The organism is Gemella sp. 20925_1_85 (assembly GCF_041433735.1).
Taxonomy (GTDB): Bacteria; Bacillota; Bacilli; order Staphylococcales; family Gemellaceae; genus Gemella.
Genome location: NZ_JAPWCC010000002.1, coordinates 33,810 through 60,109 on the forward strand (window position 1 = coordinate 33,810; position 26,300 = coordinate 60,109).

Below are 26,300 nucleotides of genomic sequence, written 5' to 3' on the forward strand. Positions count from 1 at the left end.
AAGAGAAATATGAAAGAGAAATATGAAAGATTAAAGCATATAGCAGCAACTTATGGATACGACAAAGTAGAAGAAGAGACTGAGAAAAAATTGATAATAAGTAACGGATATTTTCATGAATTAAGAATACTGTGTGATGATGTTGATCGTAAATTTGGCATGAAAATAGTGAATAAAGTTTATGGTTTAACAATTTTTACAGCTGTAACTTTTCACTATGGAGATTTTCTATTAGAATTTGAAAAATCTTTGAAAAAATATATAAATCATGTTTTTAAAGATTCTATGAGAATGGTGAATTTAGATGTGTAGGAGCTTAAAAATGAAAGAAAAAATCTGGAATAACATTGAAATTATACTAATCACATTATCAATTTTAATAGCGATGTTCACAATAGGATTGATGGTAGGAGTATATATTTCAAGTGAAAACATGGAAAAATTGAGTACTGAAAATATAAGACAGTATCAAACAATACAGGAGCAAAAGGAAAGAATAAGAGAGTTGCAAGAATTTAAGCAGTTGAAGGAGATTTATGGGTAATGGTAGGAGATATATACTTATTCATAAAACAGTTTTTGAAAGAAACATTTTGCATACACGAATACGTTTATAAAGAAATAGGCATGCATTGTTTGGAAGAGTGCAAGAAATGTGGAAGAGTTAAATTATAGGAGGATAAATAATGGATGAAATTGTAAATTATAATTTAATGGTAATGTTTAAAAGCGGTAGAGTACTAAATTTAATAATTAGTGATGTTGAGTTAGATTGGTTATTTGATACGTGCTTTGCTAGAAGTGAAAGTCACTTTCAAAATTTAGGAGGACGTGAAGTAATTAATACAAATGAGATTGAATATTTTACTTATGAAGAGGTGAAAACTGATGAACTATAAAGAATTAGAAAAAGCTAATGGGTTATTAAATGAAATTAGAGAAATTGATTTAAAATTAAGACAACTTGAACATCCTTTTAATCGTGTAAGAATAAGTATTGACGATTACTTTATATCTTTTAATGAAAAGTATAAACAAAAAATTGTGAATATTCTAAAAGAAATCAGAGATGAAATGATTAAAGAATTAAATGAGTTAGGAGTGATTGAAAATGATTAATAAAGTAGTAGAAATAACTGATAGAGATGGTTATGGATTAGATTATGAAATTAATAAATATATTGAAACTAATTTAGCGACTAATGAATATATCAAAGATATTAAAATTCTAGAAAAAGAACGTATTAAACATGAACCAAGATATAAGCGTGATAATTGTTGGAAGACTGGAGAAGATAGAGTTAAACATGTGGCATATTTATATATTGAGGTGCTTTGCTAATGACTAACAGAATATATTTAGAATTAAAATATAAAGATGCACAAATTATAAAACATGCATTACAAGAATATGTTAAAAGATCAGATGTGAAGAATAAAACAGATATTGAAGAAGAAACCGTGCTTCTTAAAAGTATCGAGAAAGAAGTGGATCTATTTAAGAGCGAGAATGGAATTAAGTAAGAGGTAAAAGAGTATGGATGAATTAATGAAAAACGTAGTAGAAAAATTAAATTTAAGTATAGATAAAGCACCAGAAATATATGAGGGGTTAAAAAAACAGTATGTTATATATGATACTTGTAATACTATATTAGAGATATTATTTTTTATTGTAATGATAGGTTTTATGTTGGGGGTTATTTTTGGGCAAGAGGAAATAATTTCAAGAAAAAATCTTAAATCGATGGGAATAGTAGTAATAACATTAATTATCATTGGAATAGGGATTTTAATATTCAGAAATATTAATACTCCGGATATAGTGTTTTTAAAAGGAATGATGGGGAGGTAAGACATGGAATTAAAATCAATGTTTATAATCGACATTCTACTTTACATCATAGGTATATTTTTTAGTATTTCACTAGTATCTGTAATGGTGTTTATGGTAGTTGCTTTGAAGAGATATATTAACTGGAGGAAGTAATGGTGTTAAATAGACAAGAAAGACAAACAAATCAGAAAAAGAAATTTTTATCAAAATTATGGTATATTAAGCATTTAATAGCTTCTAACGAAGAAAAGATTAAAGATAGACGAGCCATGTTAAAACATAATATTAAACCTATCGATTATGCAAAAGAGCAAATCAAAGGTGGCAACAAATATAGTTGGGATAATTTAATTTATGAGATCGATAATTTAGAACGTGAAATTGTTGATAATACTGTAGAGCTTGTTAAGACAGAAAGAGAAATATTCGACTGTATTAAAAACGTTGAAGATTTGCAATATAGATTATTATTACAATATAGATATTTTGATTGCAAGGAATGGTTGGAGATTGATCATTTATTAAAAATTGAAGCTAATACGAGAAATAGAAAACATTCTGAAGCGTTAAAAGCTGTTAAAATTGACAAGTTTTTTCAAAAAGTAAAAAAAGATAAAACAAAGTAAAAGGAGATAAACAAAAGTAAGTAGGTAAGTGCTATAATAGTATTATATGATTTTAGGTAGAGGACTCATAGAGATAGTTATTAGTTAGATTTTTTATAAGCAGACGTGAACAGCAAACTTTTTATTTTTTTCATAGTATTAAATCTCTACCTAAAATCACCTATCATAAAAGCTTCCTAGACAGTTTAACGACTGTCTTTTTATTTTGCCTGATTGGAGGTGGAAAATTGGCAAGATTAACAACTAAACAAAAAGAATTTGCTGATGAGTACATCTTAAGCGGAAATGCGATGCAATCAGCAATTAAAGTAGGATACAGCGTAAATTATGCAAAATCTCAAAGTCATAAATTGTTGGAAAATGTAGGAATAAAATCTTACATCGATGAACGGATGAAAGAGATTGAATCTAAGAAGACAGCAACGCAGCAAGAGGTTATTCAATATTTAACCTCAGTAATGAGAGGCGAACAAACAGAAGAAATACTTATCGGACGGGGTCAAGGTTTCCAGGAGACAACCTATATTGATGTTAGTGCAAAAGACAGAATTAAAGCTGCAGATATCCTAAATAAAATTCATCAAGCAAGAGAAGAGAAAAGCGCAACCGCTTCTGAAAGTATCATAATTGTTGACAGGTGGGAAGATGAGTAAGTTTGATGTTCAAAAGAATGTGAATCCACATTTTAAAGATGTTTGGCTTTCAAAAGTACCTTACAATGTGTTAAAAGGTGGTAGGAACAGCTTTAAATCTTCTGTAATAGCATTAAAATTAGTAAAAGATATGTCGAAAATGATTGCTAAAGGTGAAAAAGCTAATGTGGTTGTTATCCGAAAAGTTGCTAACACAATCAGAGATAGTGTCTTTAATAAAATTAACTGGGCTATAAACATGTATGGATTAACAGATTCATTCAAAAGTACAGTATCTCCGTTTAAAATTACACATAAAGGAACTGGATCAAGCTTTTATTTCTATGGTGCAGATGACTTTCAAAAGTTAAAATCAAATGATATTAATAACATAATTGCTGTGTGGTATGAGGAGGCTGCCGAGTTTGACAGCAAGGAGGAATTCGACCAAACAAACATCACATTCATGAGGCAGAAACACAGATTAATACCTTTTGTGCAATTCTTCTGGAGCTATAATCCACCTAGAAATCCTTATGCATGGATTAATGAGTGGAGTGAAGAGATGAAAACAGTTGAAAATTATTTGGTGCATGAATCAAGTTATTTAAACGATGAATTAGGGTTTGTAACTGATCAAATGTTAGCAGATATTAACAGGATAAAAGAGAATGACTATGATTATTATCTTTATATTTATTTAGGTAAACCAGTGGGAATAGGAAATAATGTTTATAACATGGCTTGCTTTCACGCATTACATGAATTACCTATTAATGATAAAATCATGGGAATATCATATGCATTAGATACTGGACACCAACAAAGTGCGACTGCTTGCGGTGCTTATGGTATTACAGCTAAAGGAAATGTAATTCTATTAGATACGTTTTATTATTCTCCTGCAGGAAGAGCTGTTAAAGCTGCACCTAGTGATTTAACTATTATGATTAATGATTTTATTTCTAGCGTGCAAGAACTGTATAATGTGCCAACTATTAGATTAACAATAGATAGTGCAGAGGGAGCGTTAAGGAATCAGTACTTTAAAGATTTTGGGATTAGATGGAATCCAGTAGCAAAAAGAAAAAATCAAACCATGATTGATATGGTTGCAAGTTTATTAGCGCAAGGAAGATTTTTTTATTTAGATAACGAAAATAATAAGATTTTCATTGAAGAGCATAAAATGTACAGGTATGACGAAAAAACAATCAAGACACCTGAGCCGAAAGTAATTAAAGAAGATGACCACACGGTTGACGAATTTAAGTATTTTGTTTTGGATAATGCAAAATTATTAGGATTAAAAGTATAGGAGTAACAAGAATGGGGCTTATACAAATTATTAAGAATTTTTTTAAAAGGAGCAAGTACACCATGCAAGGTAGTTTAACAAGCATATTAGACCATCCGAAGATAGTTGTATCTTCTGAAGAATACAACCGAATAAAGAACAATTTAACATACTTCCAGAGTAAGTTTAGCGATGTTACCTACCTTAATACGGATGGAGAACAGCGCACAAGGAAGTTTAATCACTTACCATTAGCAAGAACAGCTTGTAAAAAGATAGCAGGTTTAGTTTATAATGAACAGGCAGAGATCACAGTTGATAATGAAACAATTAATGAGTTTGTTAACGATATTCTTTTAAATGACAGATTTAACAAGAATTTTGAACGATATCTTGAGAGTTGTTTAGCGTTAGGTGGAATGGCAATGAGGCCTTATTTTGATGGCAAGACTATTAAGATAGCATTCATTCAAGCACCAGTATTTTTACCGCTTCAAAGTAATATGCAAGATGTTAGCAGTGCAGCAATTATTACTAAATCAGTTAAAAGTCAAGGTAAAACTAATACTTATTACACCTTAATTGAGTTCCACGAATGGAATAATGAAGACTTAACGATAACTAATGAATTGTATAAATCTACTAATTCAGAAACAATAGGTAGTCAAACGTTGTTAAGTGAATTATATGAGAATCTCGAAGAAAACATTGTGATTAAAGGATTAAGTAGACCGTTATTTACTTACTTAAAAACACCAGGAATGAACAATAAAGATATTAACAGTCCTCTAGGATTATCAATATTTGACAATGCTAAAACAACAATTGATTTCATTAACAGGACTTATGATGAGTTTATGTGGGAAATCAAAATGGGACAAAGAAGAGTAGCTGTTCCAGATGGTTTAACAAACATGACTTTCCAAGCTGGTAAAGATAACAAGTTCGTAACAAAACGAAGATTTGAAACTGATCAAAATGTATTTGTTCAAATAGGTGGTGGACTAGATGATAATAAAATCGTTGATTTAACTACACCTATTAGAGCTGATGATTATATTAAAGCAATTAACAAAGGATTAGCGATGTTTGAAATGCAAGTAGGTGTTAGTGGTGGAATGTTTAGTTTTGATGGTAAAACGATGAAGACAGCAACAGAAGTTGTTAGTGAAAACTCAGATACATTCCAGTTAAGAAACAGTATTGTGTCGCTAGTAGAACATTCAATTAAAGAGCTTGTAGTATCTATTTGTGAGTTAGGTAAGGCACATGGAATATATAGCGGTGAAATACCTAAACTTGAAGATATTTCAGTTAACCTTGATGATGGAGTATTTACTGATAGAAATGCAGAACTTGATTATTGGGTTAAAGCATTAGCAAGTGGAATTGTTAGTAAGCAATATGCGATTTCTAAAGTATTTGGTGTGACTGATGAAGAAGCTAGTAAGATGTTAAATGAGATTAATGAAGAAGTACAACCTAACCTAGATGAAACGGATGAAGTAATTTATGGAGATAAAGAATAATGATGGTAATTATTGGTTAAAGTCAAAGGAAGTAGAAGGTTTATTCCATGAATTATCCATGGAAATGATGAAGAACATAGTCAGAAGACTTAAGCAACGAGGAACGGTTGATTTAATCGATAATCCTTATGTTTGGCAGTTAGAGAAGTTAAATGACATGCATTTGATTACAGAAGAAAATGTTAAATTGATTTCTAAATATAGTGGGGTTGCAGAGGAAGTATTTAGAGATGTAATTGCTAATGAAGGCTTTAAAATATATCAAGATAGCCACCAACAATTGGCTCAAGCTCTAAAATCAGATGCAACTCCTAATCCGTTAGTTCAAGATAGCTTAAATTCATTAGCTAAGCAGACAATGTTTGAAGTTAACAACCTAATCAATACTACAATGCCAAAAGCATTACAAAAGAATTACAAGCAGACTTTAGAAAGTGCAGTAGCTGGAGTAGTCTCTGGAACTAAGTCTCATGAAAAAGCATTATCAGAAGCGGTTTTAAAAATGTATGAGCGAGGATTTACAGCTTTTAGAGATAGGGGAGGAAGAATGTGGACGGTTGAGCGGTATGCAAAAACTGTAATCAGAACTACAACTTTCAGAACTTATCGAGAAATGAGAGAAAGGCCTGCAGATGATTTAGGAATAGATACTTATTATTACAGCGCCAAATCTAGTGCTAGAGAGTTATGCGCACCATTGCAGCATCAAATAGTAACTAAAGGAGTTGCAAGGACAATTAATGGTGAAAGAGTGCTGAGTTTACCAGATTATGGATATGGAAGCCCAGGAGGTTGTTTAGGAATCAACTGTGGCCATTACTTAACGCCATTTGTAGTGGGGGTGAATTATAAGCCTCAACTGCCAGAATATTTGCAAAATCTAACTGAAGATGAAGCAAAACAAAACGCTCTTGATAAAGCAAGATTAAAAGCTTTTGATCGTGAGATTAGAATTAACAAAGATAAGCAAATACTGGCTAAAGAATTAGGAGATAAAGAACTACAAGCTAAGCTTAAACTTAAAGAAAAAACATTCAAAACTGGAAGAAAAAGTCTTATAGAAAAAAATCCTACCGTTTTAGGAGATATTCAGAATAGAAGAAATACACCTATAAGATATAATAAAGAAAGCACCGAATTTAAACGACAATTAACAGAACAGACAGTTGATATTAAAACTAATAAAGTAATAGGTAGTGAATATAATAAATTATTTATCTCTAAAGAAGTTAAAAATAAGAAACAATCTATTAGATACTATGATAATCAGATTAATAGAGTATTGGATAATTTACACGTATCTATCCAAGGTTTAGAACGTCCGAGTATTATAATTGTTGGTAAAAATGAAAGTAAAGAGTATGTTATAGCAAGTTATAATAGAAAAGACAATACTTTATTTGTAAGGGCTGATTTAGCCGAAAATAACAAGATTATTAAAGAGCAACAGATAAACGGAACAAGTATGTATGCTTATTCAAATAAAGCAAGCAGCAGTCTTGTTCATGAATTAGGACACTGGTATCAACACCAAAACGCAATAAAGAATAATCCTAATAAAAGTTACGGTGATATACTGCGATTAAATAGAAAAGAAAGCCACGATTTAGTTGTAAACTTAGTTGAAAAAGGTTATAATATTAGTGAAGAGATTAGTATCTATGCATTTAAAAATAGATATAATAATCCCGAAGAAGTTTTCGCAGAAAAATTTGTTAAAGATTATTTTGAAAGGTGATGTTGATTATGTTTAACGATAGCTATCATGAAATGAATGATTTTGAAAAATTCGTTTATCTATCTGATATTTTTGAACCTTATATTGTTGATAAAATAAAGGATGGAAAGTTAGTTTGTGAATTCAAAAAGGATGCTCCGTTGATGGCAAGAAAAGCAAAAGATATGTTTGAAAAACTAATAAATTCACCTGGATTTGAACTTCCTAGATAAAAATAAAATGATAAACACTTAGTAAATTTTACTAGGTGTTTTTATTATGCCAAAATGGAATTAAATCGCTTACTTTCCATTTTCAATATAAAAATACAATTCAAAATGGAAAATTTGGTTGATTTTTCCATTTTCGTCCTAGACATGACGTTAAAAGGTCTTTTTATTATGCCTTGCACGGTGTCACAGTGCTAAATAAATAGAGTCTACTGGACGTAAAACGAAAGGAGCTTAAATTATGAGCTTAAAACGAGATATGTTAGTCGAAGCAGGAGTAACTGATAAGGATGCAATCGATAAAATTATGCAAGCGTACGGTGCAGGGTTGGAGAAAGCAAGACATCAAGTGAAGTTAGAACTAACTGCAGAGAATGACACATTAAAAGCACAACTTGAATCACAAAAAACTAAACTTGAAGATTTAACTAAAAGTAATGATGCTAATTCAGAGGTTAAACAGGCTTTAGAGAAATTACAAGAAGAATACAATCAGTTCAAGGTAGATAGTGATAATAAGTTGGCACAAATAAATAAAACAAATGCTATTGCTTTGGCACTAAAAGATGTTAAGGCTCATGATAGCGATGTTCTAATGAAGCTTATCGATGTTGATAAGGTTGAGTTAGGAGAAGATGGGAAACCTAAACTTGATGAGGTGGTTAATTCGTTAAAAGAAAGCAAACCTTTCTTATTCGAACAAGAACAACAACCAACTACACCTCAGATTACAGTTGGAGGTAATCCGAATGGGAACGGAACAGCAGGAGTTGACCCGTTCCAAGCGATTTTAGATCAATATACACAATAAGAAAGGAATTTTAAAATATGACAACAAATAACAATAATTTGCCAGTAAGAGTATATACACCGCAATATACTAAGGTGTTATCTACAATTTTCGGCGTGCAAAAAGCATTCGCAGGAGCCTTAGCTCCAATTCAAACATTAGATGGTGTTCAACATAACACTAAGGCTTTCATGGTTAAAACTAACGCTACACCAGTAGTAGTTGGAACATACAATGCTGATTCAACAAAAGTATTCGGAGCAGGAACAGGAACAGGAAGCCGTTTTGGAGAATTAAAAGAAGTAATCTATACAGACACAGAAGTAAACTATGATTACTCACTAGCAATTCATGAGGGAATCGACCGTTACACAGTTAACAATGATTTAAACGCAGCAGTAGCAGACCGTTTAAGATTACACTCAGAAGCTCAAACTAGAGAAATGAACAAGAAAATTGGAAAATTCTTATCAGCAAATGCTGGAGAAACTAAACAACTAGCTAAACTTGATGAAACTAACATTCAAAAACTATTTAACGAAGTTAATGTTTATGCAGTTAATACTGAAATTAACGCACCTATCAAATGTTATATCAGAGCGCAAGTTTATAACGCTATTATTGATATGGCTTCAACTAACAAATCAAAAGGTTCAAATATAAATATTGATACTAACGGATTAGTAAAATATAAAAACATTGAATTAATTGTAGTGCCTGAACAATATTTTGAAAATAATGTTGTTGCAATCTTCTCACCAGATGGAATTGTAATTCCATTCATTGGAATTGAAACTGCCAGAACAGTAGAAGCTGAAGATTTTGACGGTGTTAAACTTCAAGCTGCTGCTAAAGGTGGAACATTCGTTCTTGATGATAACAAAAAAGCAATTATCAAAGTTACAAGCGCTGCACCATTAGCATAATAGGAGGAAATAACGATGGTTAAATACTTAGTAAATAGAGATTTCACAGATAAAGATACATATGAACTAGTGAAGAAAGGCACAGAACTGGATATTTCAGAAAAACGTGCTGAAGAAATTTTAAAATCATTAGGTGAGGGAGCCTTAACTATTATTCCAGAAGAAGTAAAAGAGGAAGTTAAAGAAGAAACTCCACCAGTAGTAGAAGACAAAAAAGCTAAAGAGGTTGAATAATTCGGCCTCTTTTTTGGAGGTTAAAAATGAATTACATTACTTTAGAAGATTATAAAGAACTAGGTTTTGCAGAAGTAGATGATTTTTCAGATTTAAGGCAAAGAGCTGAAATGGCAGTAGATTTATACACTAACTACTTTTATCAAAATAACAACTTAGAAGATGATTTCCCACCTAGAAAGCGTGCAGTAAAGCTTGCTATTGCTAATCAAATTCGCTACTTGAATGAAACTGGAATACTTACTGCTGAAGATAAGCATTCATTAGGTAGTTTGAGTATTGGAAGAACTACTATTAATTATGGAGGTAGTGGAAGTAGTCCAGCTAAGGTTGAAGCTAGTAAATACAATTTAGCATTAGACACTATAAACTTACTAAAAAGCGTTGGGTTCGGTTATAGAGGGGTTTATTATGATAAATAAGCGTTTTTTAACTGATACTGTAGAAGTGAGTTTAGCAGGTGAAAAAGACAAATGGGGGAAGATCACTTATAAAGAACCGTTTGAAATAAAATTTGTGCGGTTTGATAGAAGTTCTTTAGATAAGTCTACAAACACGCAAAACTTAACAAATATCACAAGGAACAGATCGGGAACCTTATTTATTTATCCCAAATTTAATAATGTTGTTGTTGATGATAGTTGGTTACAAGCTAACATCAGAGATAAGCATGGAGAATATAAGGTAATTAGTTTTGAAACTAATTATTTAGGAAATAAAGTATTCTCTTATGAATTAACGGTGATTTAGATGTCGATAAAAGTACAGTATGATTTAACGCCGTTAGAAAAGAAATTCGGACCTGGGAATGTTATGTTAGCAAGAAATGCTGTAGCTAATCAAGTGTTGATGGATAGTGAAAAGTATATCCCTAGTGATGGTAAGGGTTATTTACGAGCTAGTGGACACGCTAGTAATGGTTCAGTAGCATGGAATACAGTATATGCTAGAGCACATTTCTATGGGACTAATGGTATTGTCACATTCAGAAAATATACAACTCCTGGAACTGGTAGTAAATGGACCGAAAAAGCTTCAAATAGCAACATGAAGAAATGGGAAGAAGTAGCTAAGAAAGGATTAGGGATCAGATGATTAATAATATTGATTTTCAAGACGTACTTTGTGATTTTGTTAACTCCTTAGAATTACCTTTAAAAGCTAGATTAGATTACTTTATAGAATCGGATGATTTAGTGATTAATTTAATTCCTGGAGGTAGAGTGGAGCAATTATTTATGGATAAAACACGGGAGATTAGCTTGCCGTTTGAAATAGCTGTAAAAAGCACGGATAATCAAAAAGCTAATACTATAATGTGGACTGTTCATGCTGCTTTATCTGAATTATTTTTGAAATTACCTAGTAAAAATGGTACTTACCAATTTTTAGATCTTGAAGTTGGTAAGCCAGCCATAAATGGACGTGATGAACAAGATTATTTTATCTATACTTTACGTATAGTCGCAAAATTAGAAATTGAAGGAGATTTAATAAATGGCTAGACAAAAGAACGCATTGAGAAAACATTTTGTAGCACCTTTTGATAAGGCAAACGCTACAACAGCACCAACAAAAGAACAGTATAAACTGTTAGCAAAATACATTAAAACTGTTAACGATGAAACAGACGAAGATACTGACGATGTAGCATGGTACGATGGAGACGGTACACCAGAAGAAACTGTAAAATCAGTTAAAGCTGGTTTTTCATTTGAGGGGAACTTCGATGTAGAAGATGACGCACAAAAACTAATTGCTGACCTTAAATATAAAGTTGGTGATGAAAGAAAAGTGTGGTTCAAGGTTGTTTCTTCAGACGGTAAGACAGCGTGGGAAGCAGTAGCAATCGTATCTAAGATTAAAGCTGGAGACGGTGACGCAAGTGACTTTGAAAACTTTGAATGTACGATTAAATGGACAACATTACCGAAACAAACTGCGGTAGCATAATTTAGGAGGATATATAAGCATGGTAGTAATTAAGAAATTTGAAAATGTAATTCCAGTTGATTTTGGAGAATTTGAACTTAGATTTGTGGTAAGTGATGAAAATGTAGAGAAGTTAGTAGAATTAAAAGATTATGCTAAAAAGTTACAAGAAAAATTATCAAATCTGAGTGGAACTCCTTCCGATTTAAAAATTGTTAAAGATTTAGCGAAAGATTTGTGGGTGAAATTATTTGATGAAGATACTTTTAACCGTGTTTATGATGCATGCGGTAGATCATGTATTCCTACATTTTTAGCAGCAGTTCAAACGATTAAAGGTATTGCTGATGAAATGGAAAATTCATTCACAGCCGATAATTTTATCAAGTATCTAGATATTAATCATGCTTAATTTAGCTTATAAATTAGAAGATGAATTAATCGTTGGTAGAGAAGTTTATAAGCTTAATCTTAGCTTTGATAATGTAATTAGGTTGTTTGATATGCTTAATTCTAGTGATCTTGAAGATTATCAGAAACCACACTTTGCCTTATTAATGTTAACGGGTGAATCATTTGAGAAATACTCAATAGAGGACGTAGTTTTATTTTTAGACGAGGTAATAAAAGAGCATATCAAGAATGAAGAATTTAATTCAGTAGAATATGATTTAGCTGGCAACCCTATGCCAGTTAAGGAAACAGAAGAAGAACAGGAGCAATTATATAGTTTGAAATACGATTCAGACTATATTTTTGCTTCTTTTTTACAAGCATACAATATTGATTTAATTGAAATGCAAGGTAAGTTGCATTGGAGAAAGTTTAACGCCTTATTAAATGGACTTCCAGATAATACTAAATTTATGGAAGTTGTAAAGATTAGGTCTTACAAACCGTCAAAACATGATAGTTCTGAATATAAGGAGCACATGCGAAAACTACAACGTCAGTATGAACTTCCTATCAATGATTAGTTTAAAAGAAAGGAGGTTAATATATGGCAGAAGGTAAAGTTAAAATAGATGTTGACTTAAATGAGAAAGGCGCCACATCAGGTATCGGACGATTAAAAAGTGCTTTGAATGGCCTGGAAAGTGCTGGGAATAAAGCAGGATCTGTCTTTAAAAGTGTGTTAGGAGCTAATTTAGTAAGTGCTGGAATAAGTGCAGGAATCAGTAGTATTTCTAACGGAATACGAGGAATGGTGACTGAATTAAACGGCTCAGCTAAAGCGTGGAAAACTTTCGAAGGCAACATGTCAATGATTGGTAAGACTTCAGAAGAGATAGCACAAGCTAAATCGGTCTTACAAGATTATGCCACCAAGACTATATATAGCGCATCAGATATGGCTCAAACCTATTCGCAGTTAGCTGCAGTGGGAATAAAAGAAACTGATAAACTTGTAACTGGTTTTGGTGGTTTAGCAGCAGCGGCAGAAAATCCTAAGCAAGCCATGAAGACACTATCTCAACAAGCAACTCAAATGGCTGCAAAGCCAAAAGTGGCGTGGCAAGATTTTAAGCTTATGCTTGAACAAACTCCTGCAGGTATGGCTGCAATTGCCAAGGAAATGGGGATGTCTCTTGAAGAGCTGGTTAAAGGTGTTCAAGATGGCACAGTTAAAACAGAAGATTTCTTCAACGCAATTAAAAAGGTTGGGAATAATGCTGAATTTTCTAAAATGGCAACTGAGTTTAAAACTATTGATCAAGCAATAGATGGGGCTAAAGAAAGTTTAGCTAATAAACTACAGCCAGCATTTGAGAAGTTTAACAAATTTGGAATAAGAGCTATCACAGGGATATCAGATGCTTTAGAGAAAATTGACTTTGGAAGCTTTGCTGATAAGTTAGGAAGCTTTCTAGAAAGCATTGATATTGAAGAGATTATTAACGGGATAGGAACTTCAATTAAGAATGTAGTAACAGTCGCTAGAGAACTTTGGAAAGGATTAAATGATAGTGGAGCAATAAGTGCAGTGATAAGTGCTTTTAAAAATGTTCAAAATGCAGTTACAAACCTTGTTAACTCTCTATCAAATAGCGGAGCAATTAGCACCTTTGCACATGCTCTAGGATTGATTGTCAATGTAGTTGCTAAGGTAGTAAGTGGTTTTGCTAAATTAATAGCTTCACTTCCTCCAAGTGTAATTAGTGCCATTGCTTACTCATTGTTAGCTATTGTAGGCTCTCTCAAAGCAATAAAATTAGCAATGAGAGGTCTTGACTTAATTAAAAGTCTTAATCCATTTAAGCTATTCAAGAAAAACGCTACTGAATCCTTAGATGAAGTCACAAAAAAAGCGAGTGGATCTAAAGGAACATTGTCTAAAATATTTGGTGGTTTTGGCAAATTGCTAGAATCAGCAGGTAGAGGAGTAAGTACTGCAGCTAAAGGAATAGGTTCTGGAATTAAAACAGCATTGAGCGGTGTTCCGTCCGTTCTTACTGCTTTAGGTACTGGAATTTCAACTGCTGCGCAAGGTATTGGAACTGGATTATCAATTGCTTTTAGAGGTCTAGCAAGTGCAATTGCTCTAGTGCCACCACCAACGTGGCTTGCATTAGGTGCTGCTATTCTTCTGGTATGCGCTGGACTTGCACTTTTAGGAACTCAAGGAGATGGAGTTGCTAAGGTCTTTCAAGCATTAGGAAGTGCAGTATCTCAAGTAATTCTTGCATTAGGTACTGGAATTTCACAAATTCTTGTTGGATTAGGTAATGCCATTCAATCGGTGGGACTTGCTATCAAGTCGGTATTCGAGGGAATAGGAACGGTTATCCAGTCAGTAGGTACAACAATTCAAAGTGTTGGTAATGGAATTAGGTTAGTATTTGAGGGAATTGGATTTGTAATTCAATCTGTAGGTACTGCCATTAAGTCGGTGCTTGAGGGGTTAGGTTCAGCCTTTACTGGTTTTGGAAATGGTGTAAGACTGGCTCTTGAGGGAGTTGGTACTGTAATTACTTCGGTTGGAACTGCTATTCAATCAGCCTTACAAGGTGTTGCAAGTATTATTGATTCTGTTGGTAATGCTATTAAATCAACTCTTGAGGGTGTAGGTTCCGTGATTGAATCAGTAGGTAATTCAATAAAATCAGTATTAGAGGGTGTTGGAACAGCTTTTGAAAAATTCGGTAACGCAGTTAAAACTGTATGTGATGGAATTAAAGAAGTTATTGATTCAATAGGTAACTCAATAAGAACAGTACTTGATGGAGTGGCAAACGTGATTCAAAGTATTGGTGAATCAGCAGAAAAAGCAGGTAACGGATTCAGATTATTTGCTGAGGGTGTTAAAACTCTTGTTGATTTAAGCTTAGGAGATTTAGTTGCTACATTAACAGCAACGGCAACTGGAGTAGGTGCAATAACGGCTCACGCTGGAGAAATGACAACGGCTGGAGCTGGTATGCAAACAATGGCAAGTGGATTATCAATGTTAGGTCAAGCAGCAACTTCTGTTCAAGGAGCATTTACTGCCTTACCAACATTAATAACAAGCTTAACTACTTCATTAAATGCCTTACCACCTATCTTGATTACAACTTCAACAGCCGTTCAATTATTCAGTACTAACATTACTACTTCACTAGCTGGACTTATGACTGCCAGTGGTTCAATCAGTGCTTTCAATAGTCAAATAACAAGCATAGGAACAGCAGTAAGTTCTGTTACTGTATCGATTAGCGCATTTGGTATTGTGCTTTCGTCACTAGCAGTAAGTTTTGGTACAACTTCAGCTTCAATTGGAGCATTAACTGGTGTAGTTAGTGGCTTAACTAGTGCATTATCACAAGTTGGAAGTACAGCCACTAGCGTAGCAGGTCAGATTAATCAAATTGGTACTTCGATTTCATCAGTTGGAGCGACAGTATCTGGTATGGTTGCAAGCATTAGTGGAGCGATGAACGGGTTAGCTGGTGCCATTTCTTCAGCTATGAATAGTGCCTTAGGATCTATTCAAAGTACATGCCAACAATTTATATCTACACTCCAACAAACAGCCTCACAAATGGCACAAGAGGGACGTAGAGCAGGTGAAGAAGCAGGAAGAAATATTGCTGATGGGTTAAGAAGTAACGAGGGTAACGTTCGTTCAGCTATGGAAAGTATCAAAAATACTGTTCAAAGCGTAGGTCAAAGTATAGTGCCAGTTGCTTACAATGTGGGAGCACAGGTAAGTAATGGGGTTGCTCAAGGTATGTATTCAGCTTTAGGAGCGGTTACTGCTGCAGCAAATGCAATTATTAACGAAGTTGACAGAGCGTTGAGAGCTAAGGCTCAAATTCACTCACCATCAAGGCTTACACAAAAAAGAACAGGTCACCACTTAACAAGTGGGGTTGCTACTGGTATGGTTAAGAACATGCCAGCATTAGATAAAGCGTTCGACGTTTATCAACGTGCAATTGACAAATTCAAACCTAACTTTGTGCCTGAGAACATGTTAAGTTTCAAAGGTGGTCCATCATTTGCAACAGCAGGTGGAAGTAGTAATAACATTACTAACAACAAAACAAGCAACTTTGGAGCGTTGCTACATATAGAGAATTTAAGTACAAATTCTGAAGAAGATGTTCGTAAACTATACGAACAAATAAAATTCTTAATTAAGGAGGAGAAAGACAGATTATGATAACTAAATATATCCTTTACAACCAACTAAACACAAAAGAATTAGGATTAAGATTAGTAGATGAAATAGAACTGGAATCTTCTTCTCAAACTGTAGATTTAGTTGAAATAGACGGTGTAAACGGTGCGAAAATCAAAGATAATAAAAGGTTGAAAGTAGTTGAACGTACTTTCCCGTTTAAAATCTATGATGAAAAAGCTGACGTCCAAAACATAATCAATAAATTAAATGACTATCTAATTAACATTAATCCAAAATGGTATGATTTTGGCTTGAGTTGGGATAGTGAGTATCTTTATAAAGCGTACTTTTATGAAACATTTAAAATTGAGGGAACATTAACAAGTAAGAAAAAATGTATCTTAAATTTTAAATTACACCCTATTAAATACTTGAAAACAGGACTTAATAAGATAACAGTTTCTAACGGTCAAATACTAAGAAACCCAGAACGAAGAAGAGCCAACCCACTTATTAAATTAAGAGGAACAGGAGATATTAATTTGAATATTAATTCTCAAATATTTAGGTTGAAAGGAGTTAGTGGACACATTGTAATCGACTGTGAAACGCAGTCCGCTCATTGGGACAACAAGGAACCGCAGTACGATAAAGTGTTCACATATCCATTTCCACACCTTGAAATAGGAGATAACAGAATCTCATGGGATAACAACTCATTTGTTGTTGAAATAACCCCAAGATGGGAGGCGCTAGTTTAATGGCTTATCCTATTTTATACAAAGCAAATGAAACTAATTTTGAACATTTGGGGGTGTCAGTTTTATCTGACGCTTCTAAATGCCATGTTAGTAGAGAAAAAAACGGGATATACATTCTTGAATTTGATTATCCAGTCAACGGAAAAGATGTTGATAAAATCAAAGAGGGAATGTATATAAAAAGTGACGCAGGTTACAGAACTAAAAATCAACGTTTTGTAATTTCAAAGATCACAAAAACACAAAATGAATTTAAAATTTACTGCCAACATATTTCACAAGTTAAAACTACAATGAATGCCATCAGACCAGATATTACACTTACTAACGTTAGTGCTATGGGTGCTTTGACAGCGTGGCGAGATAACTTGTTAGATAGTCGTGAAGAGTTCTTCGTTCAATCTGATATTGGCACGTTAAATTCTACTACATGGAAAGTTGAAAACATTGAAAACGCCCGTGACGCATTAGGAGGTAAAGCAGGTTCAATTCTTGATGTTTGGGGTGGAGAATATGAATTTGATAACTTAAATATTACACTTCATAAAAGCATGGGAATTGATAACCCAACGATAATTGCTTATGGTAAAAACTTGTTAGACTTAGAACAAGAGCAATCAATACTTGAAACTTATACTTCAGTTTTTCCTTTTAAAAAATATACTGATGATAACAACAGGGAGCAATTAATAACATTGCCAGAAATACTACTTGATAGCACACACTTAAATAAATTCACACACAGAAGAATTTTAAAAGTTGATTTTTCAAGCGATGAAAATTTAAAAACAGTAGAGCAGTTAAGAAGCAAAGCCAAAAGTTACATTAAAAATAATAATGTAGGAGTGCCAAAAACTAACTTAAAGATCAACTACCAGGACTTATCAAAAGTTGAGGGAGTATTTGATAACCCAGCACTTGAACAGATAGATTTATGCGACAGATTAAAAGTTTATTACAGCGAGTTGGGAATATTAAATGAAAATGCGAAAGTAGTTAAGGTAATTTGGGATGTTATCCTTGAAGAAAATCACGAGATAGAAGTGGGAGATGGTAGAAGTAGCTTCACAGATAGTACTTCAGCTAAAATAGAAACACTACAAGCACAAAACGATTCAGTAATTGCTAGAATAAATGCTTTAGTTGCCGAACAGGACGCAGCATTTGACAGATACTTTAATGAGAAATCTAAAGTTATTGAAGATAAGGTAAAAGGTGGATATGAAAAAGCCTTGTTATCTAGCGAAGAAAAAATCCGAAAAATGGGTGAAGCTTTTGACGAAAAAGTCAATCAGTTTAGAAACCAAGTATCAACCACTGTAGAAAACTACAACAGGCAATTCCAAGCTACAAACTTAGAGATAAGCAAAAATAGAGTTGAAGCAACAAAGCAAATTCAAGCACTAACTGATAGAGTTAACAACATTCAAGATATTTCTAATAATGAAACAGTTAGAGAACTTAGAGGACTTGTTAACGGTGCTACAAGCAAGGTTACAGAACTGCAAGATAGCATAACAAGAGAATTTACAGCCGTTAAAAAGAAAAATGAAGATGGATTGAACGCTGTTAAGGCAGAGTTTACTAAAGGAGTAAACGGCTTAACAAGTAAGATTAGTTCTTTAGAAGAATACAAAAATCAAGATGGAACACGAACTGAAAGCTTGAAACAATGGGTTCAACGTGATACAGCTAGTCAACTAAGCCGTGAAAGAACTGAAATCAATAGAATAATTGATAATAAAGGCTTTGTTAAGAACACAGAATTTAGTAGCAAGTTTACAGAGAGTGCCAGAGGTATAACCAACCAACTATCAGCGTTAGAGAATTACAAAAATCAAGATGGAGCAAGAACAGCTAATTTGCAAATTTGGGCACAAAATAACACAGCTAACCAACTGACTGCTGCAAGACGTAGCATTGAAAGTTGGGTTAACGAAAAAGGTTATGCAACTACTTCTGTAGTTGAAAACAAAGTGCAAGAAACAGCTAATAGTTTTAGTCGTGAAATTAGTAATGTTAGAAATAGTATTCCAACTAGTGTAGGTGGGAGAAATAGAGCTTTAAAAACTACTAAAGACTGGGGAGATTTTATAAGTGTAGAATCGGGAATAGGTTCAAATATTAGAATACCACTTCATACAGTGTTAGCAGATGGTTTAAAAGCAGGAGATAAACTACTAGTTAGCATGGAGTACTCTATTGATAATGTAGTAAGATTTAACAACAATTCTATGACCGCAAAATTTCAAGGATTAGGAGATGTTACTGAATGGAGTGCTACTGGGGTACCTTTTTTTCAAAATATAGGAGAGTTATCAACTGGAGATAATTATAGAGTTGCTAAATTTGAAGTAGTATTAAATTCAGAAATGGTTAAAAATAACTATTGGAATCTAGAAATTAGAGTAGATGGAGCGAGAAGTTGTAAAGCACATACAAAAAAATGCAAAATTGAAGTGGGCAATATCTACACTGACTGGACACCTGCACCCGAAGATGTAGAACAAAATGTCAACGAATTAAACACATGGAAACAAACTGCTAATCAAACTTTAAATACAGTTACTAGCACGTTAAACGATACTGTAAGGCACTCACAACTAAGAGTAGGTGCTGATAAGATTGATTTTGGTTCAAATCAAGTGTTCGATGGAAGAAATCTTGCAAGTATGCTTTCTGTTAGTCCAGAGAGTATTAACGCTATAACTGATAAATTAGTAATCACACCATCTAATGAGAATCTAGTAAGAGTGAACCAACGAGAAAGTATAACAAGTAGTGAACGTGATACTTTCATTACCGATGATATCAAGGAAGATTTAAGTGATGGAGCAGAATTTTACTTCAAAGCAAAATTTTCTAGCAATGGAAGAGGTAAGCAAAGAATAGGAATACATATATATGTTACATATACAGATAACAGTCAAAGTTGGGGATTTACTGAAATGTTCCCAATTAATAGCTATGCATGGAGTGAAGAAAGGACAGCAACCTTAAAATTTGAAAAGACCGCTGGGAAAAAAGTTAAACATTACGCTTTTGGTATCCATCAATCAGCGTGGAATGATTTTTCAAGTTGGACAATTAAGGGGTTAGAACTCTACAAGAAGAAATCAGCAGAACTAATAGTCGATGGTTCAATCGAAGGGCGACAAATTAAAACTGAAACATTGGAAACTGGTCACCACAAGGCAGGCAGTATCACTTCAGAAATTATTGCTGCTAAGGCAGTAAAGGTTAATAACTTACTTGTAGATGATGCAATGATTCAAGAGTTTGTTGCTCACAAAGCTTTCATCAGTAAGCTTTGGGCACAAGATGCTTTTATCAAATCTTTACAAACTGTTAAAATATCAGCTACTCAACTAGATACTGACTGGCTTTCAGCATATACAGGAGATATAGGAGGATTCAGAATTGGTAAGAACCCGAACCAACCTGGAGACTTTTGGCTTACAGGTTCTAACAACTTCAACTGTGGATTAAACCCAGGTCACAACATTGGAACACGCGGTGCTCAAATTTGGGCAGCATGGGGGAACAATTGGAATCGAGCAGGTTCAAATGCATGGTGGGTTGATGGACAAGGTAGAATGAATTGTAAAAATTCAGCTACATTTTATGGTGGATTACATGTGTATAATGCCAGACTTGATACTCACGGTCAAGATATTCAAGGAGATGCGAATAGTAACGGAGCTAAAACTACTGTTATTTGGTGGTCGCAAATTAACAGAGTAAAAAGTTCAGTATCTGATAAAAGATTTAAAACTAATATTAAACCAACTAAAGTTAAAGCAGTAGATTTACTTAATAAAATTGAAATGGTTGAGTTTAATTGGAAGAAAGATAATAAATTCGAAAAAATCGGTGCAATAGCTCAACAAGTTCAATCAGTAGAAGAAAGCCTTGTTGTTAAAGATATGGATTCTAAGCAATCGTATAGCGATTATTTGAGAATTAGTTACTATGACACCATACCTTATCTAATTAAAGCAGTACAAGAATTGTCAGAAGAAAATAATAAATTAAAAAACAAATTGGAGGAATTAATCAATGGATAATCAATTACAACCAATAGACTTAATCGCACAAGAATTAAGTGAAAAAACAATGCAATTAGCTCATTATAAAGTAGCTTACAATAACTTAACTAATGAGCTAGAAGCTAAAGAGAAAGAACTTAAAGAATTAAAAGAAACTAAAGTAGAAGAACCAAAACACGAGGAGGTAGAATAATATGGCACTAGAAATATCAGTAAAACAACCTAACCCAACGGCAGGTGGATATAAGAGTGTGAACGTATATTTTAATATGAATACAGGAGGTATTTATTTCAACGGTAATATTGAATTACCAGGGAAATTTGCAACTGCTAGTGACGCAGAGACACTAGAAGAAATTAGAAAACAAATTGCCGTTCAAATGTACACAGGAGAGGCAACTCCAGCACTAGTTGCTGAATATGCTAACTTGAATAAACAAATAGGAATTTTAGCAGGGAATAAAGAAGACGTTACAGAACGTGAAAAAGCATTAACTAAACTATTTGCTAAGGTCAATAAAGGTAATGATAAAGTACTGATGACGTTACTTTTAGACGTGTTAGATCCTAAGACGATATCAACAAATAAAGATAAAATTATCAATGCATTTGATAGTTACGAAGTTAACACGGATTATTCAGTAGGTGATAAGTTTAAATTTGATGGCAAACTATATGAAGTTATCGCAGAACATACAAGTGTTACTGAGTGGGTTCCAAGTGCTGAACCAACTAAGTATAAGGAAATCACTTTTGAACGTACTGAGAATAAAGAACAATTGGCAGATGATAACAACCGTTACATCACTAAATTACAATTAGATGAAGCATTAACAAAAGTAGTTCAAACAATCATGGAACAATTATCACAAAACGATGAAGGAGAAGAAGAACATGAAAATAACGGAGAAAGTAGCAACACTATATCACACAGCGAGGGGGTTAATTAAGATGAAATTTAGTTTTAAACGTGCAAAATTTAAACAAGATGATTATTTAGTACAAACTCATATGAGAATGGTTATTACAGAGGTTGAAACTTTAGAACAAGTTCCTAACTTTGGAAACTTACGTGAAATGGTTAAGTTAGCAGTTGAGGAGTTCAAGCGAAAAGAAGCAGAACTTAAGGCAGTTGAAGAAGTGGCCACACCTAAAGAAGTTGTAACTGAAGCACCAAAAGAAGTCGTTGTTGCTTCTGCTCCAGTAAGTGAACAACCTAAAGTGGAGGAAGTACCAAAAGAGGTAGTCACTCCAATACCAACAGTTAACGAAGCACCAAAAGATAATACTGAATCAGAAAGAAAAGAAGAGCATGCATTATAGCATGTTCTTTTTTACGGGGTAGTCTAAATGACGAACTATATTTTGCAATTTATATTGCAGCTTTTTACAGTAGCTATTATTCCCTTAGTTAAGATATGGTTTGACAATAGCAACAAACAAATCACAAAACAATTTGAACAGCTAAGTAGCGAAGTAAAAAGCACGCAGGATAAAACAGAAAAGCAACTTGATAAGGTAAGTATGGAAGTAAAGAACACGCAAGATAAAGTCGATGAAGTAACACAAATAGGACTACATAATCGGAACTCAAATAAAAGCATCATGTCTTTCAGGTTACATAAAGAATTTAGCGAGGCAATAGAACGTGGATATACTACAAGTGAAGATTTATCAGAATTAAGTGGTTTATATAAGAGTTACGCAGAAATCGGTGGTAATGGTAAGATAGAAACTTTATTTAATAGATTTGCCAAGTTGCCAATAAAAAATAGGAGATAGAGAAGATGAAAAAATTAGTCAGAACAAATTTAACTAATACTCCTAGTAGACGTGGAACAAAAGACTTAAATATTCAATTCTACTCACACGATAAGAACAATGCTGGATTTGAGTTTGTCGTGAAAAATGAAACTGATCTATCTCAATACACGGCTAAAGTACTATTCAAATTTAGGGATTCTAATTCCACATGGCAAGCTAATGGGACTATAGAAGGTAATGTAGTTAAGGTTAGCTTCAATACAGATTTAATCGCTAGGTGTGAGGAGGTATTAGGATTTCTATTCCTAGACAGTGATTCAGATTCGCTGGATATATTCAAGTTTAAATTCAATGTTGTATTATCTGAAATTGATAAGGGTGAGGCAGAAAAAAGAAGAATTAAACATGTAGAGAATATTGAATCTTTAGATGTTGTGACACGTGCCGAACTAAAAGATTATTTAGCTAAACTTCAAATAAGTGGTGGAGTTGATTTAAGTAATTATCTAACTATAACTGAAGCAGAAAAAATTTATGCTACTAAGAATGAAATCCCTAGTATAAATGGCTTTGCAACAACTAGTGATATTACTGAAGCTAAAAAAAGTGTTATAGAGGAAATTAAAAATCTAGGATATGCAAAAACTACAGAAGTTCCTGCAGCATATAATGATAGTGCATTGTCAGAACGTGTCAGTGATCTTGAGAAAAAGGTTGATAAGGATACCGTATATGATGACAGCGATTTAAAAAATAGGGTTAAAGCATTAGAAGATAGACCTACTACTGCAAGCACATCTTATGATGATTCTGAAGTAAAAAAACGTTTAACAGACTTAGAGGGTAGACCAACTGGCACAACTTATAATGATAAACCTTTAAGGGATAGAGTAAGTGCTTTAGAGAATAAGCAAGATAATGACACAGTATATGATGACAGTGAATTGGCTGGACGTGTTACAAACCTTGAGAATAGGAACAATCAACCAACGGTCGACAGTACAAAATTTGTAACTAACAAAGCCTTAACAGCTATGAATTTTGTATCTAAAGATGAATTAAACATTTTGAAACCTAATCAGACACTATCACTTAACAATAATACGTTAAGTATAAGTGGAGGAAATAACGTTGAATTACCAACTAGTAAGCCGTTAACAGGAAGTGGTACTCCCGAGGGGAAAGTAATAGCAAATCCTGGAGATACTTATGTAAATAGTAATGTATCATTAGGAGATTATTATTATTACAAAGAAAGAAATCCTGGTAAAAATACAGGTTGGAAAGTCTTGTATGGAAGTATGGGCGTTAACATTAACCTAACAACTGGGGGAAGAATTAGATTTGCACGCGAAAATTATTTTGTAAATGTATCTATAACTGATTTAACTATATCTTTAGAAGCGTTAAATAGTGGACAAGGACGTGATTTTTATCAAGAAGGAGAAAACGTAGTAATCAGATTTATACCAACCAAAAAATTTGATGCAAGAGAAAGTATTATCCCTCAAGGTTTCAGACCTTCGGGGAATTTCCTTGTGCCAGCTTATTCAAAGAGTGGAGATAGTATAGGACTATTCAAGTTTGAGCAAACGTATGGAATTGTGAAGTTGATTTTGAATGATATCAATAAAGATAGTATTACAAGCGAAATGCTAAAAGGAATCAATTCAGGTTTAATTGTATATCCAACGCAAGAGGCTTGGATGACAAAATTACCATAGAAAGGGGGTGAGATATATGCCAGATTTACAAACAGCATCAGTATTTCTAATAGTAGCATTATTAGGAATGCTAGGTAAATTTTTAAAAGAGTCTAAATTCTTTCCAGATGAAATGATACCTAATATTTTAGGAGTATTGGGTGGATTGATTGGAACGATTCTATTCAAAGATCCTACTGCAATTGCCTTAGGCTTTAGTGCAGTTGGGGTGCACCAATCTTATAGACAAACTGTAGGAAAAAATAACGAAAACAAAACGGAGGATAAATAATGGTTAAAACAATTGAAATTATAAACGAGGTAAAACGAATAGCGAATTTAGGTATCGGAGTAGACCAAGACGGAGCTTATGGAACACAATGTGTCGATGAACCGAACTATCTATCAGTATTATTTTTCGGGAAAGCCTTATGGGGTAATGCTATTGATCTATTAAATAGTGCTGCTACATTAGGGTATCGTGTTGAATATAATGAAGCAGGGAACTTAGACAGTAGACCTAAAGCTGGAGCAGTATTTGTAATGGACACTACATATATCTATGGCCATCCATATGGACACACTGGAGTAGTAATTGAGGATAGTGATGGATATACTATGAAAACTATTGAACAAAATGTTGATGGTAATGCAGATGCATTATATGTTGGAGGCCCAGCACGTTATATGGAACGTAACTTTGATGGGATTGTAGGTTGGTTCTACTTCCCAACAGACGATACAGAAGTTGGAGAAGTTAAATTAAATACTGATTTACAGTCTTTACCAACAGTACGTGTATATACTGTAGGAGTAGACAAACTTAATATCAGAAATGCACCATCTCTAAATTCAGAAGTAGTAGGAGCTTACGAAAATGGAGAAGAGTTTAACTATATGGAATTTTGCTATGCAGAAGGATATGAATGGTTATCTTACATCTCTAATAGTGGAGAAAGACGTTACGTAGCTTCTATGAACCTAGAAACTGGAGATACTCACGGAACGTGGAGAGAAAAATAACTAAATAGATCTTTACAGCCCTTACTTAATAAGTAGGGGCTTATTTTTTTATGCAATTTTTTAAAAAGTTTTAAAATATCTATTGACATTATACCTTATATAAGGTATAATTAATAATGTAAAGAACAGGAGGGATAAAATGATAGATCAAGCGATTAAACAAATAGAAGAATTATTCAACAGTGATTTAACTGATTATAGAATTTCAAAAGATACAGGATTGACACTTAGCGTTATTCAAAATTACCGCAGTGGTAAGTATGAATTAGAAAATATGAGTTTTAAAGTAGCAAAAAAATTAATTAGATATTCGGAGGAATTAAAAATGAGAAATTATGATAAAATGATGGTTGTAATTAATGAATTAGTTTTAGAAGACGAAGCATGGGTTGATTTTTGGTTCGAAGACAAACCAAACGACATTACAACATCTTACAGTGTAGACGAGTTAAAAAGCCACTTAGGACATTTAGAAGAAGAAGACTACGAGAAACTAGTTTTTCAAGTAAATTTTGATGACGAAGACTTAGATAGAAATTATCAATTTTACTTTAGCATATATGACGACGTAGTTAATAAAAATGAATTTTGGTTAAATTTACTACACAATACAAGATAAAAATGAAGCCCCAAAATAAGGGGCT

At 33.2% G+C, this 26,300-nt stretch carries 34 protein-coding genes; all 34 read left to right on the forward strand.

The window, feature by feature from the left end; translation table 11 throughout:
• Window positions 1-9: 9 nt before the first annotated feature.
• The 34 genes from O3884_RS00905 to O3884_RS01070 all read left to right on the forward strand — a co-directional run bounded on the left by O3884_RS00905 (window position 10) and on the right by O3884_RS01070 (window position 26,275).
• Window positions 10-312 carry a hypothetical protein gene (locus tag O3884_RS00905; RefSeq protein ID WP_371451151.1) on the forward strand — a complete coding sequence of 101 codons (303 nt, stop codon included), beginning with the start codon at window positions 10-12 and terminating at the stop codon, window positions 310-312.
• A 10-nt stretch (window positions 313-322) separates the two neighbouring features.
• Window positions 323-544, forward strand: a complete 222-nt coding sequence (locus O3884_RS00910) for a hypothetical protein (RefSeq protein ID WP_371451152.1) — start codon at window positions 323-325, stop codon at window positions 542-544.
• A 142-nt stretch (window positions 545-686) separates the two neighbouring features.
• Entirely contained in the window at window positions 687-899 is a 213-nt protein-coding gene (locus O3884_RS00915) for a hypothetical protein (RefSeq protein ID WP_371451153.1), read from the forward strand.
• A complete protein-coding gene (locus O3884_RS00920; RefSeq protein ID WP_371451154.1) occupies window positions 889-1,119 on the forward strand; it encodes a hypothetical protein in 231 nt (76 codons plus the stop codon). Before O3884_RS00915 ends, O3884_RS00920 begins: the two co-directional genes overlap by 11 nt.
• Window positions 1,112-1,342: a hypothetical protein gene (locus tag O3884_RS00925; RefSeq protein WP_371451155.1), complete on the forward strand. Its 231-nt coding sequence runs from the start codon at window positions 1,112-1,114 to the stop codon at window positions 1,340-1,342. Before O3884_RS00920 ends, O3884_RS00925 begins: the two co-directional genes overlap by 8 nt.
• Window positions 1,342-1,524: a hypothetical protein gene (locus tag O3884_RS00930; protein WP_371451156.1), complete on the forward strand. Its 183-nt coding sequence runs from the start codon at window positions 1,342-1,344 to the stop codon at window positions 1,522-1,524. Before O3884_RS00925 ends, O3884_RS00930 begins: the two co-directional genes overlap by 1 nt.
• A gap of 13 nt (window positions 1,525-1,537) precedes the next feature.
• Window positions 1,538-1,855 carry a hypothetical protein gene (locus O3884_RS00935; protein WP_371451157.1) on the forward strand — a complete coding sequence of 106 codons (318 nt, stop codon included), beginning with the start codon at window positions 1,538-1,540 and terminating at the stop codon, window positions 1,853-1,855.
• Window positions 1,856-1,989: 134 nt separating this feature from the next.
• Window positions 1,990-2,463 (forward strand): DUF1492 domain-containing protein, encoded by a 474-nt coding sequence (locus O3884_RS00940; protein WP_371451158.1) that lies wholly within the window; start codon window positions 1,990-1,992, stop codon window positions 2,461-2,463.
• A 227-nt stretch (window positions 2,464-2,690) separates the two neighbouring features.
• On the forward strand, window positions 2,691-3,116 hold the full coding sequence (locus O3884_RS00945; RefSeq protein ID WP_371451159.1) for a terminase small subunit: 426 nt from the start codon (window positions 2,691-2,693) through the stop codon (window positions 3,114-3,116).
• The gene (locus tag O3884_RS00950; protein WP_371451160.1) at window positions 3,109-4,413 is read left to right on the forward strand and encodes a PBSX family phage terminase large subunit; all 1,305 of its coding nucleotides are present in this window, start codon (window positions 3,109-3,111) and stop codon (window positions 4,411-4,413) included. Before O3884_RS00945 ends, O3884_RS00950 begins: the two co-directional genes overlap by 8 nt.
• 62 nt (window positions 4,414-4,475) lie before the next feature.
• Entirely contained in the window at window positions 4,476-5,921 is a 1,446-nt protein-coding gene (locus O3884_RS00955; protein WP_371451161.1) for a phage portal protein, read from the forward strand.
• Window positions 5,905-7,659: a phage minor capsid protein gene (locus tag O3884_RS00960; RefSeq protein ID WP_371451162.1), complete on the forward strand. Its 1,755-nt coding sequence runs from the start codon at window positions 5,905-5,907 to the stop codon at window positions 7,657-7,659. Before O3884_RS00955 ends, O3884_RS00960 begins: the two co-directional genes overlap by 17 nt.
• Before the next feature lie 8 nt (window positions 7,660-7,667).
• Window positions 7,668-7,871 carry a hypothetical protein gene (locus O3884_RS00965; protein WP_371451163.1) on the forward strand — a complete coding sequence of 68 codons (204 nt, stop codon included), beginning with the start codon at window positions 7,668-7,670 and terminating at the stop codon, window positions 7,869-7,871.
• 238 nt (window positions 7,872-8,109) lie between these two features.
• Entirely contained in the window at window positions 8,110-8,679 is a 570-nt protein-coding gene (locus O3884_RS00970; protein ID WP_371451164.1) for a phage scaffolding protein, read from the forward strand.
• 17 nt (window positions 8,680-8,696) lie between these two features.
• Complete coding sequence (locus O3884_RS00975) at window positions 8,697-9,584, forward strand: phage capsid protein (RefSeq protein ID WP_371451165.1); 888 nt, start codon at window positions 8,697-8,699, stop codon at window positions 9,582-9,584.
• Between the two features lie 15 nt (window positions 9,585-9,599).
• Complete coding sequence (locus tag O3884_RS00980; RefSeq protein WP_371451166.1) at window positions 9,600-9,818, forward strand: hypothetical protein; 219 nt, start codon at window positions 9,600-9,602, stop codon at window positions 9,816-9,818.
• 26 nt (window positions 9,819-9,844) lie between these two features.
• Window positions 9,845-10,240 (forward strand): head-tail connector protein, encoded by a 396-nt coding sequence (locus tag O3884_RS00985; protein WP_371451167.1) that lies wholly within the window; start codon window positions 9,845-9,847, stop codon window positions 10,238-10,240.
• Complete coding sequence (locus tag O3884_RS00990) at window positions 10,230-10,568, forward strand: putative minor capsid protein (RefSeq protein ID WP_371451168.1); 339 nt, start codon at window positions 10,230-10,232, stop codon at window positions 10,566-10,568. The genes O3884_RS00985 and O3884_RS00990 overlap by 11 nt, the downstream gene beginning before the upstream one ends.
• Window positions 10,569-10,913: a minor capsid protein gene (locus O3884_RS00995; RefSeq protein WP_371451169.1), complete on the forward strand. Its 345-nt coding sequence runs from the start codon at window positions 10,569-10,571 to the stop codon at window positions 10,911-10,913.
• Window positions 10,910-11,323 carry a minor capsid protein gene (locus O3884_RS01000; protein WP_371451170.1) on the forward strand — a complete coding sequence of 138 codons (414 nt, stop codon included), beginning with the start codon at window positions 10,910-10,912 and terminating at the stop codon, window positions 11,321-11,323. The genes O3884_RS00995 and O3884_RS01000 overlap by 4 nt, the downstream gene beginning before the upstream one ends.
• On the forward strand, window positions 11,316-11,771 hold the full coding sequence (locus tag O3884_RS01005) for a phage tail tube protein (protein ID WP_371451171.1): 456 nt from the start codon (window positions 11,316-11,318) through the stop codon (window positions 11,769-11,771). Before O3884_RS01000 ends, O3884_RS01005 begins: the two co-directional genes overlap by 8 nt.
• Window positions 11,772-11,790: 19 nt before the next feature.
• Complete coding sequence (locus O3884_RS01010; protein WP_371451172.1) at window positions 11,791-12,162, forward strand: hypothetical protein; 372 nt, start codon at window positions 11,791-11,793, stop codon at window positions 12,160-12,162.
• Window positions 12,155-12,727: a Gp15 family bacteriophage protein gene (locus tag O3884_RS01015; protein WP_371451173.1), complete on the forward strand. Its 573-nt coding sequence runs from the start codon at window positions 12,155-12,157 to the stop codon at window positions 12,725-12,727. Before O3884_RS01010 ends, O3884_RS01015 begins: the two co-directional genes overlap by 8 nt.
• Before the next feature lie 23 nt (window positions 12,728-12,750).
• Window positions 12,751-16,395, forward strand: a complete 3,645-nt coding sequence (locus tag O3884_RS01020) for a tape measure protein (protein WP_371451174.1) — start codon at window positions 12,751-12,753, stop codon at window positions 16,393-16,395.
• Window positions 16,392-17,117 carry a hypothetical protein gene (locus tag O3884_RS01025; protein WP_371451175.1) on the forward strand — a complete coding sequence of 242 codons (726 nt, stop codon included), beginning with the start codon at window positions 16,392-16,394 and terminating at the stop codon, window positions 17,115-17,117. The genes O3884_RS01020 and O3884_RS01025 overlap by 4 nt, the downstream gene beginning before the upstream one ends.
• Window positions 17,117-21,184: a phage tail spike protein gene (locus O3884_RS01030; protein ID WP_371451176.1), complete on the forward strand. Its 4,068-nt coding sequence runs from the start codon at window positions 17,117-17,119 to the stop codon at window positions 21,182-21,184. Before O3884_RS01025 ends, O3884_RS01030 begins: the two co-directional genes overlap by 1 nt.
• Window positions 21,177-21,359: a hypothetical protein gene (locus O3884_RS01035; RefSeq protein ID WP_371451177.1), complete on the forward strand. Its 183-nt coding sequence runs from the start codon at window positions 21,177-21,179 to the stop codon at window positions 21,357-21,359. Before O3884_RS01030 ends, O3884_RS01035 begins: the two co-directional genes overlap by 8 nt.
• Window position 21,360: 1 nt before the next feature.
• A complete protein-coding gene (locus tag O3884_RS01040) occupies window positions 21,361-22,116 on the forward strand; it encodes a carbohydrate-binding protein (protein ID WP_371451178.1) in 756 nt (251 codons plus the stop codon).
• 1 nt (window position 22,117) lies between these two features.
• On the forward strand, window positions 22,118-22,489 hold the full coding sequence (locus tag O3884_RS01045) for a hypothetical protein (protein WP_371451179.1): 372 nt from the start codon (window positions 22,118-22,120) through the stop codon (window positions 22,487-22,489).
• A 27-nt stretch (window positions 22,490-22,516) separates the two neighbouring features.
• Window positions 22,517-22,948: a hypothetical protein gene (locus O3884_RS01050; protein WP_294683735.1), complete on the forward strand. Its 432-nt coding sequence runs from the start codon at window positions 22,517-22,519 to the stop codon at window positions 22,946-22,948.
• A 5-nt stretch (window positions 22,949-22,953) separates the two neighbouring features.
• The gene (locus O3884_RS01055; RefSeq protein WP_371451180.1) at window positions 22,954-24,654 is read left to right on the forward strand and encodes a hypothetical protein; all 1,701 of its coding nucleotides are present in this window, start codon (window positions 22,954-22,956) and stop codon (window positions 24,652-24,654) included.
• A gap of 16 nt (window positions 24,655-24,670) precedes the next feature.
• A complete protein-coding gene (locus tag O3884_RS01060) occupies window positions 24,671-24,925 on the forward strand; it encodes a phage holin family protein (protein ID WP_371451181.1) in 255 nt (84 codons plus the stop codon).
• The gene (locus O3884_RS01065; protein ID WP_371451182.1) at window positions 24,925-25,656 is read left to right on the forward strand and encodes an SH3 domain-containing protein; all 732 of its coding nucleotides are present in this window, start codon (window positions 24,925-24,927) and stop codon (window positions 25,654-25,656) included. The genes O3884_RS01060 and O3884_RS01065 overlap by 1 nt, the downstream gene beginning before the upstream one ends.
• Window positions 25,657-25,795: 139 nt before the next feature.
• Window positions 25,796-26,275: a hypothetical protein gene (locus O3884_RS01070; protein ID WP_371451183.1), complete on the forward strand. Its 480-nt coding sequence runs from the start codon at window positions 25,796-25,798 to the stop codon at window positions 26,273-26,275.
• The last annotated feature ends 25 nt before the right edge of the window (window positions 26,276-26,300 follow it).

Bases quoted from the DNA above. Each gene is read 5' to 3' on its own strand.
- O3884_RS00905 (WP_371451151.1), top strand. From the start codon at position 10: ATGAAAGAGAAATATGAAAGATTAAAGCATATAGCAGCAACTTATGGA.
- O3884_RS00910 (WP_371451152.1), top strand. From the start codon at position 323: ATGAAAGAAAAAATCTGGAATAACATTGAAATTATACTAATCACATTA.
- O3884_RS00915 (WP_371451153.1), top strand. From the start codon at position 687: ATGGATGAAATTGTAAATTATAATTTAATGGTAATGTTTAAAAGCGGT.
- O3884_RS00920 (WP_371451154.1), top strand. From the start codon at position 889: ATGAACTATAAAGAATTAGAAAAAGCTAATGGGTTATTAAATGAAATT.
- O3884_RS00925 (WP_371451155.1), top strand. From the start codon at position 1,112: ATGATTAATAAAGTAGTAGAAATAACTGATAGAGATGGTTATGGATTA.
- O3884_RS00930 (WP_371451156.1), top strand. From the start codon at position 1,342: ATGACTAACAGAATATATTTAGAATTAAAATATAAAGATGCACAAATT.
- O3884_RS00935 (WP_371451157.1), top strand. From the start codon at position 1,538: ATGGATGAATTAATGAAAAACGTAGTAGAAAAATTAAATTTAAGTATA.
- O3884_RS00940 (WP_371451158.1), top strand. From the start codon at position 1,990: ATGGTGTTAAATAGACAAGAAAGACAAACAAATCAGAAAAAGAAATTT.
- O3884_RS00950 (WP_371451160.1), top strand. From the start codon at position 3,109: ATGAGTAAGTTTGATGTTCAAAAGAATGTGAATCCACATTTTAAAGAT.
- O3884_RS00955 (WP_371451161.1), top strand. From the start codon at position 4,476: ATGCAAGGTAGTTTAACAAGCATATTAGACCATCCGAAGATAGTTGTA.
- O3884_RS00960 (WP_371451162.1), top strand. From the start codon at position 5,905: ATGGAGATAAAGAATAATGATGGTAATTATTGGTTAAAGTCAAAGGAA.
- O3884_RS00965 (WP_371451163.1), top strand. From the start codon at position 7,668: ATGTTTAACGATAGCTATCATGAAATGAATGATTTTGAAAAATTCGTT.
- O3884_RS00970 (WP_371451164.1), top strand. From the start codon at position 8,110: ATGAGCTTAAAACGAGATATGTTAGTCGAAGCAGGAGTAACTGATAAG.
- O3884_RS00975 (WP_371451165.1), top strand. From the start codon at position 8,697: ATGACAACAAATAACAATAATTTGCCAGTAAGAGTATATACACCGCAA.
- O3884_RS00980 (WP_371451166.1), top strand. From the start codon at position 9,600: ATGGTTAAATACTTAGTAAATAGAGATTTCACAGATAAAGATACATAT.
- O3884_RS00985 (WP_371451167.1), top strand. From the start codon at position 9,845: ATGAATTACATTACTTTAGAAGATTATAAAGAACTAGGTTTTGCAGAA.
- O3884_RS00990 (WP_371451168.1), top strand. From the start codon at position 10,230: ATGATAAATAAGCGTTTTTTAACTGATACTGTAGAAGTGAGTTTAGCA.
- O3884_RS00995 (WP_371451169.1), top strand. From the start codon at position 10,569: ATGTCGATAAAAGTACAGTATGATTTAACGCCGTTAGAAAAGAAATTC.
- O3884_RS01000 (WP_371451170.1), top strand. From the start codon at position 10,910: ATGATTAATAATATTGATTTTCAAGACGTACTTTGTGATTTTGTTAAC.
- O3884_RS01005 (WP_371451171.1), top strand. From the start codon at position 11,316: ATGGCTAGACAAAAGAACGCATTGAGAAAACATTTTGTAGCACCTTTT.
- O3884_RS01010 (WP_371451172.1), top strand. From the start codon at position 11,791: ATGGTAGTAATTAAGAAATTTGAAAATGTAATTCCAGTTGATTTTGGA.
- O3884_RS01015 (WP_371451173.1), top strand. From the start codon at position 12,155: ATGCTTAATTTAGCTTATAAATTAGAAGATGAATTAATCGTTGGTAGA.
- O3884_RS01020 (WP_371451174.1), top strand. From the start codon at position 12,751: ATGGCAGAAGGTAAAGTTAAAATAGATGTTGACTTAAATGAGAAAGGC.
- O3884_RS01025 (WP_371451175.1), top strand. From the start codon at position 16,392: ATGATAACTAAATATATCCTTTACAACCAACTAAACACAAAAGAATTA.
- O3884_RS01030 (WP_371451176.1), top strand. From the start codon at position 17,117: ATGGCTTATCCTATTTTATACAAAGCAAATGAAACTAATTTTGAACAT.
- O3884_RS01035 (WP_371451177.1), top strand. From the start codon at position 21,177: ATGGATAATCAATTACAACCAATAGACTTAATCGCACAAGAATTAAGT.
- O3884_RS01040 (WP_371451178.1), top strand. From the start codon at position 21,361: ATGGCACTAGAAATATCAGTAAAACAACCTAACCCAACGGCAGGTGGA.
- O3884_RS01045 (WP_371451179.1), top strand. From the start codon at position 22,118: ATGAAATTTAGTTTTAAACGTGCAAAATTTAAACAAGATGATTATTTA.
- O3884_RS01050 (WP_294683735.1), top strand. From the start codon at position 22,517: ATGACGAACTATATTTTGCAATTTATATTGCAGCTTTTTACAGTAGCT.
- O3884_RS01055 (WP_371451180.1), top strand. From the start codon at position 22,954: ATGAAAAAATTAGTCAGAACAAATTTAACTAATACTCCTAGTAGACGT.
- O3884_RS01060 (WP_371451181.1), top strand. From the start codon at position 24,671: ATGCCAGATTTACAAACAGCATCAGTATTTCTAATAGTAGCATTATTA.
- O3884_RS01065 (WP_371451182.1), top strand. From the start codon at position 24,925: ATGGTTAAAACAATTGAAATTATAAACGAGGTAAAACGAATAGCGAAT.
- O3884_RS01070 (WP_371451183.1), top strand. From the start codon at position 25,796: ATGATAGATCAAGCGATTAAACAAATAGAAGAATTATTCAACAGTGAT.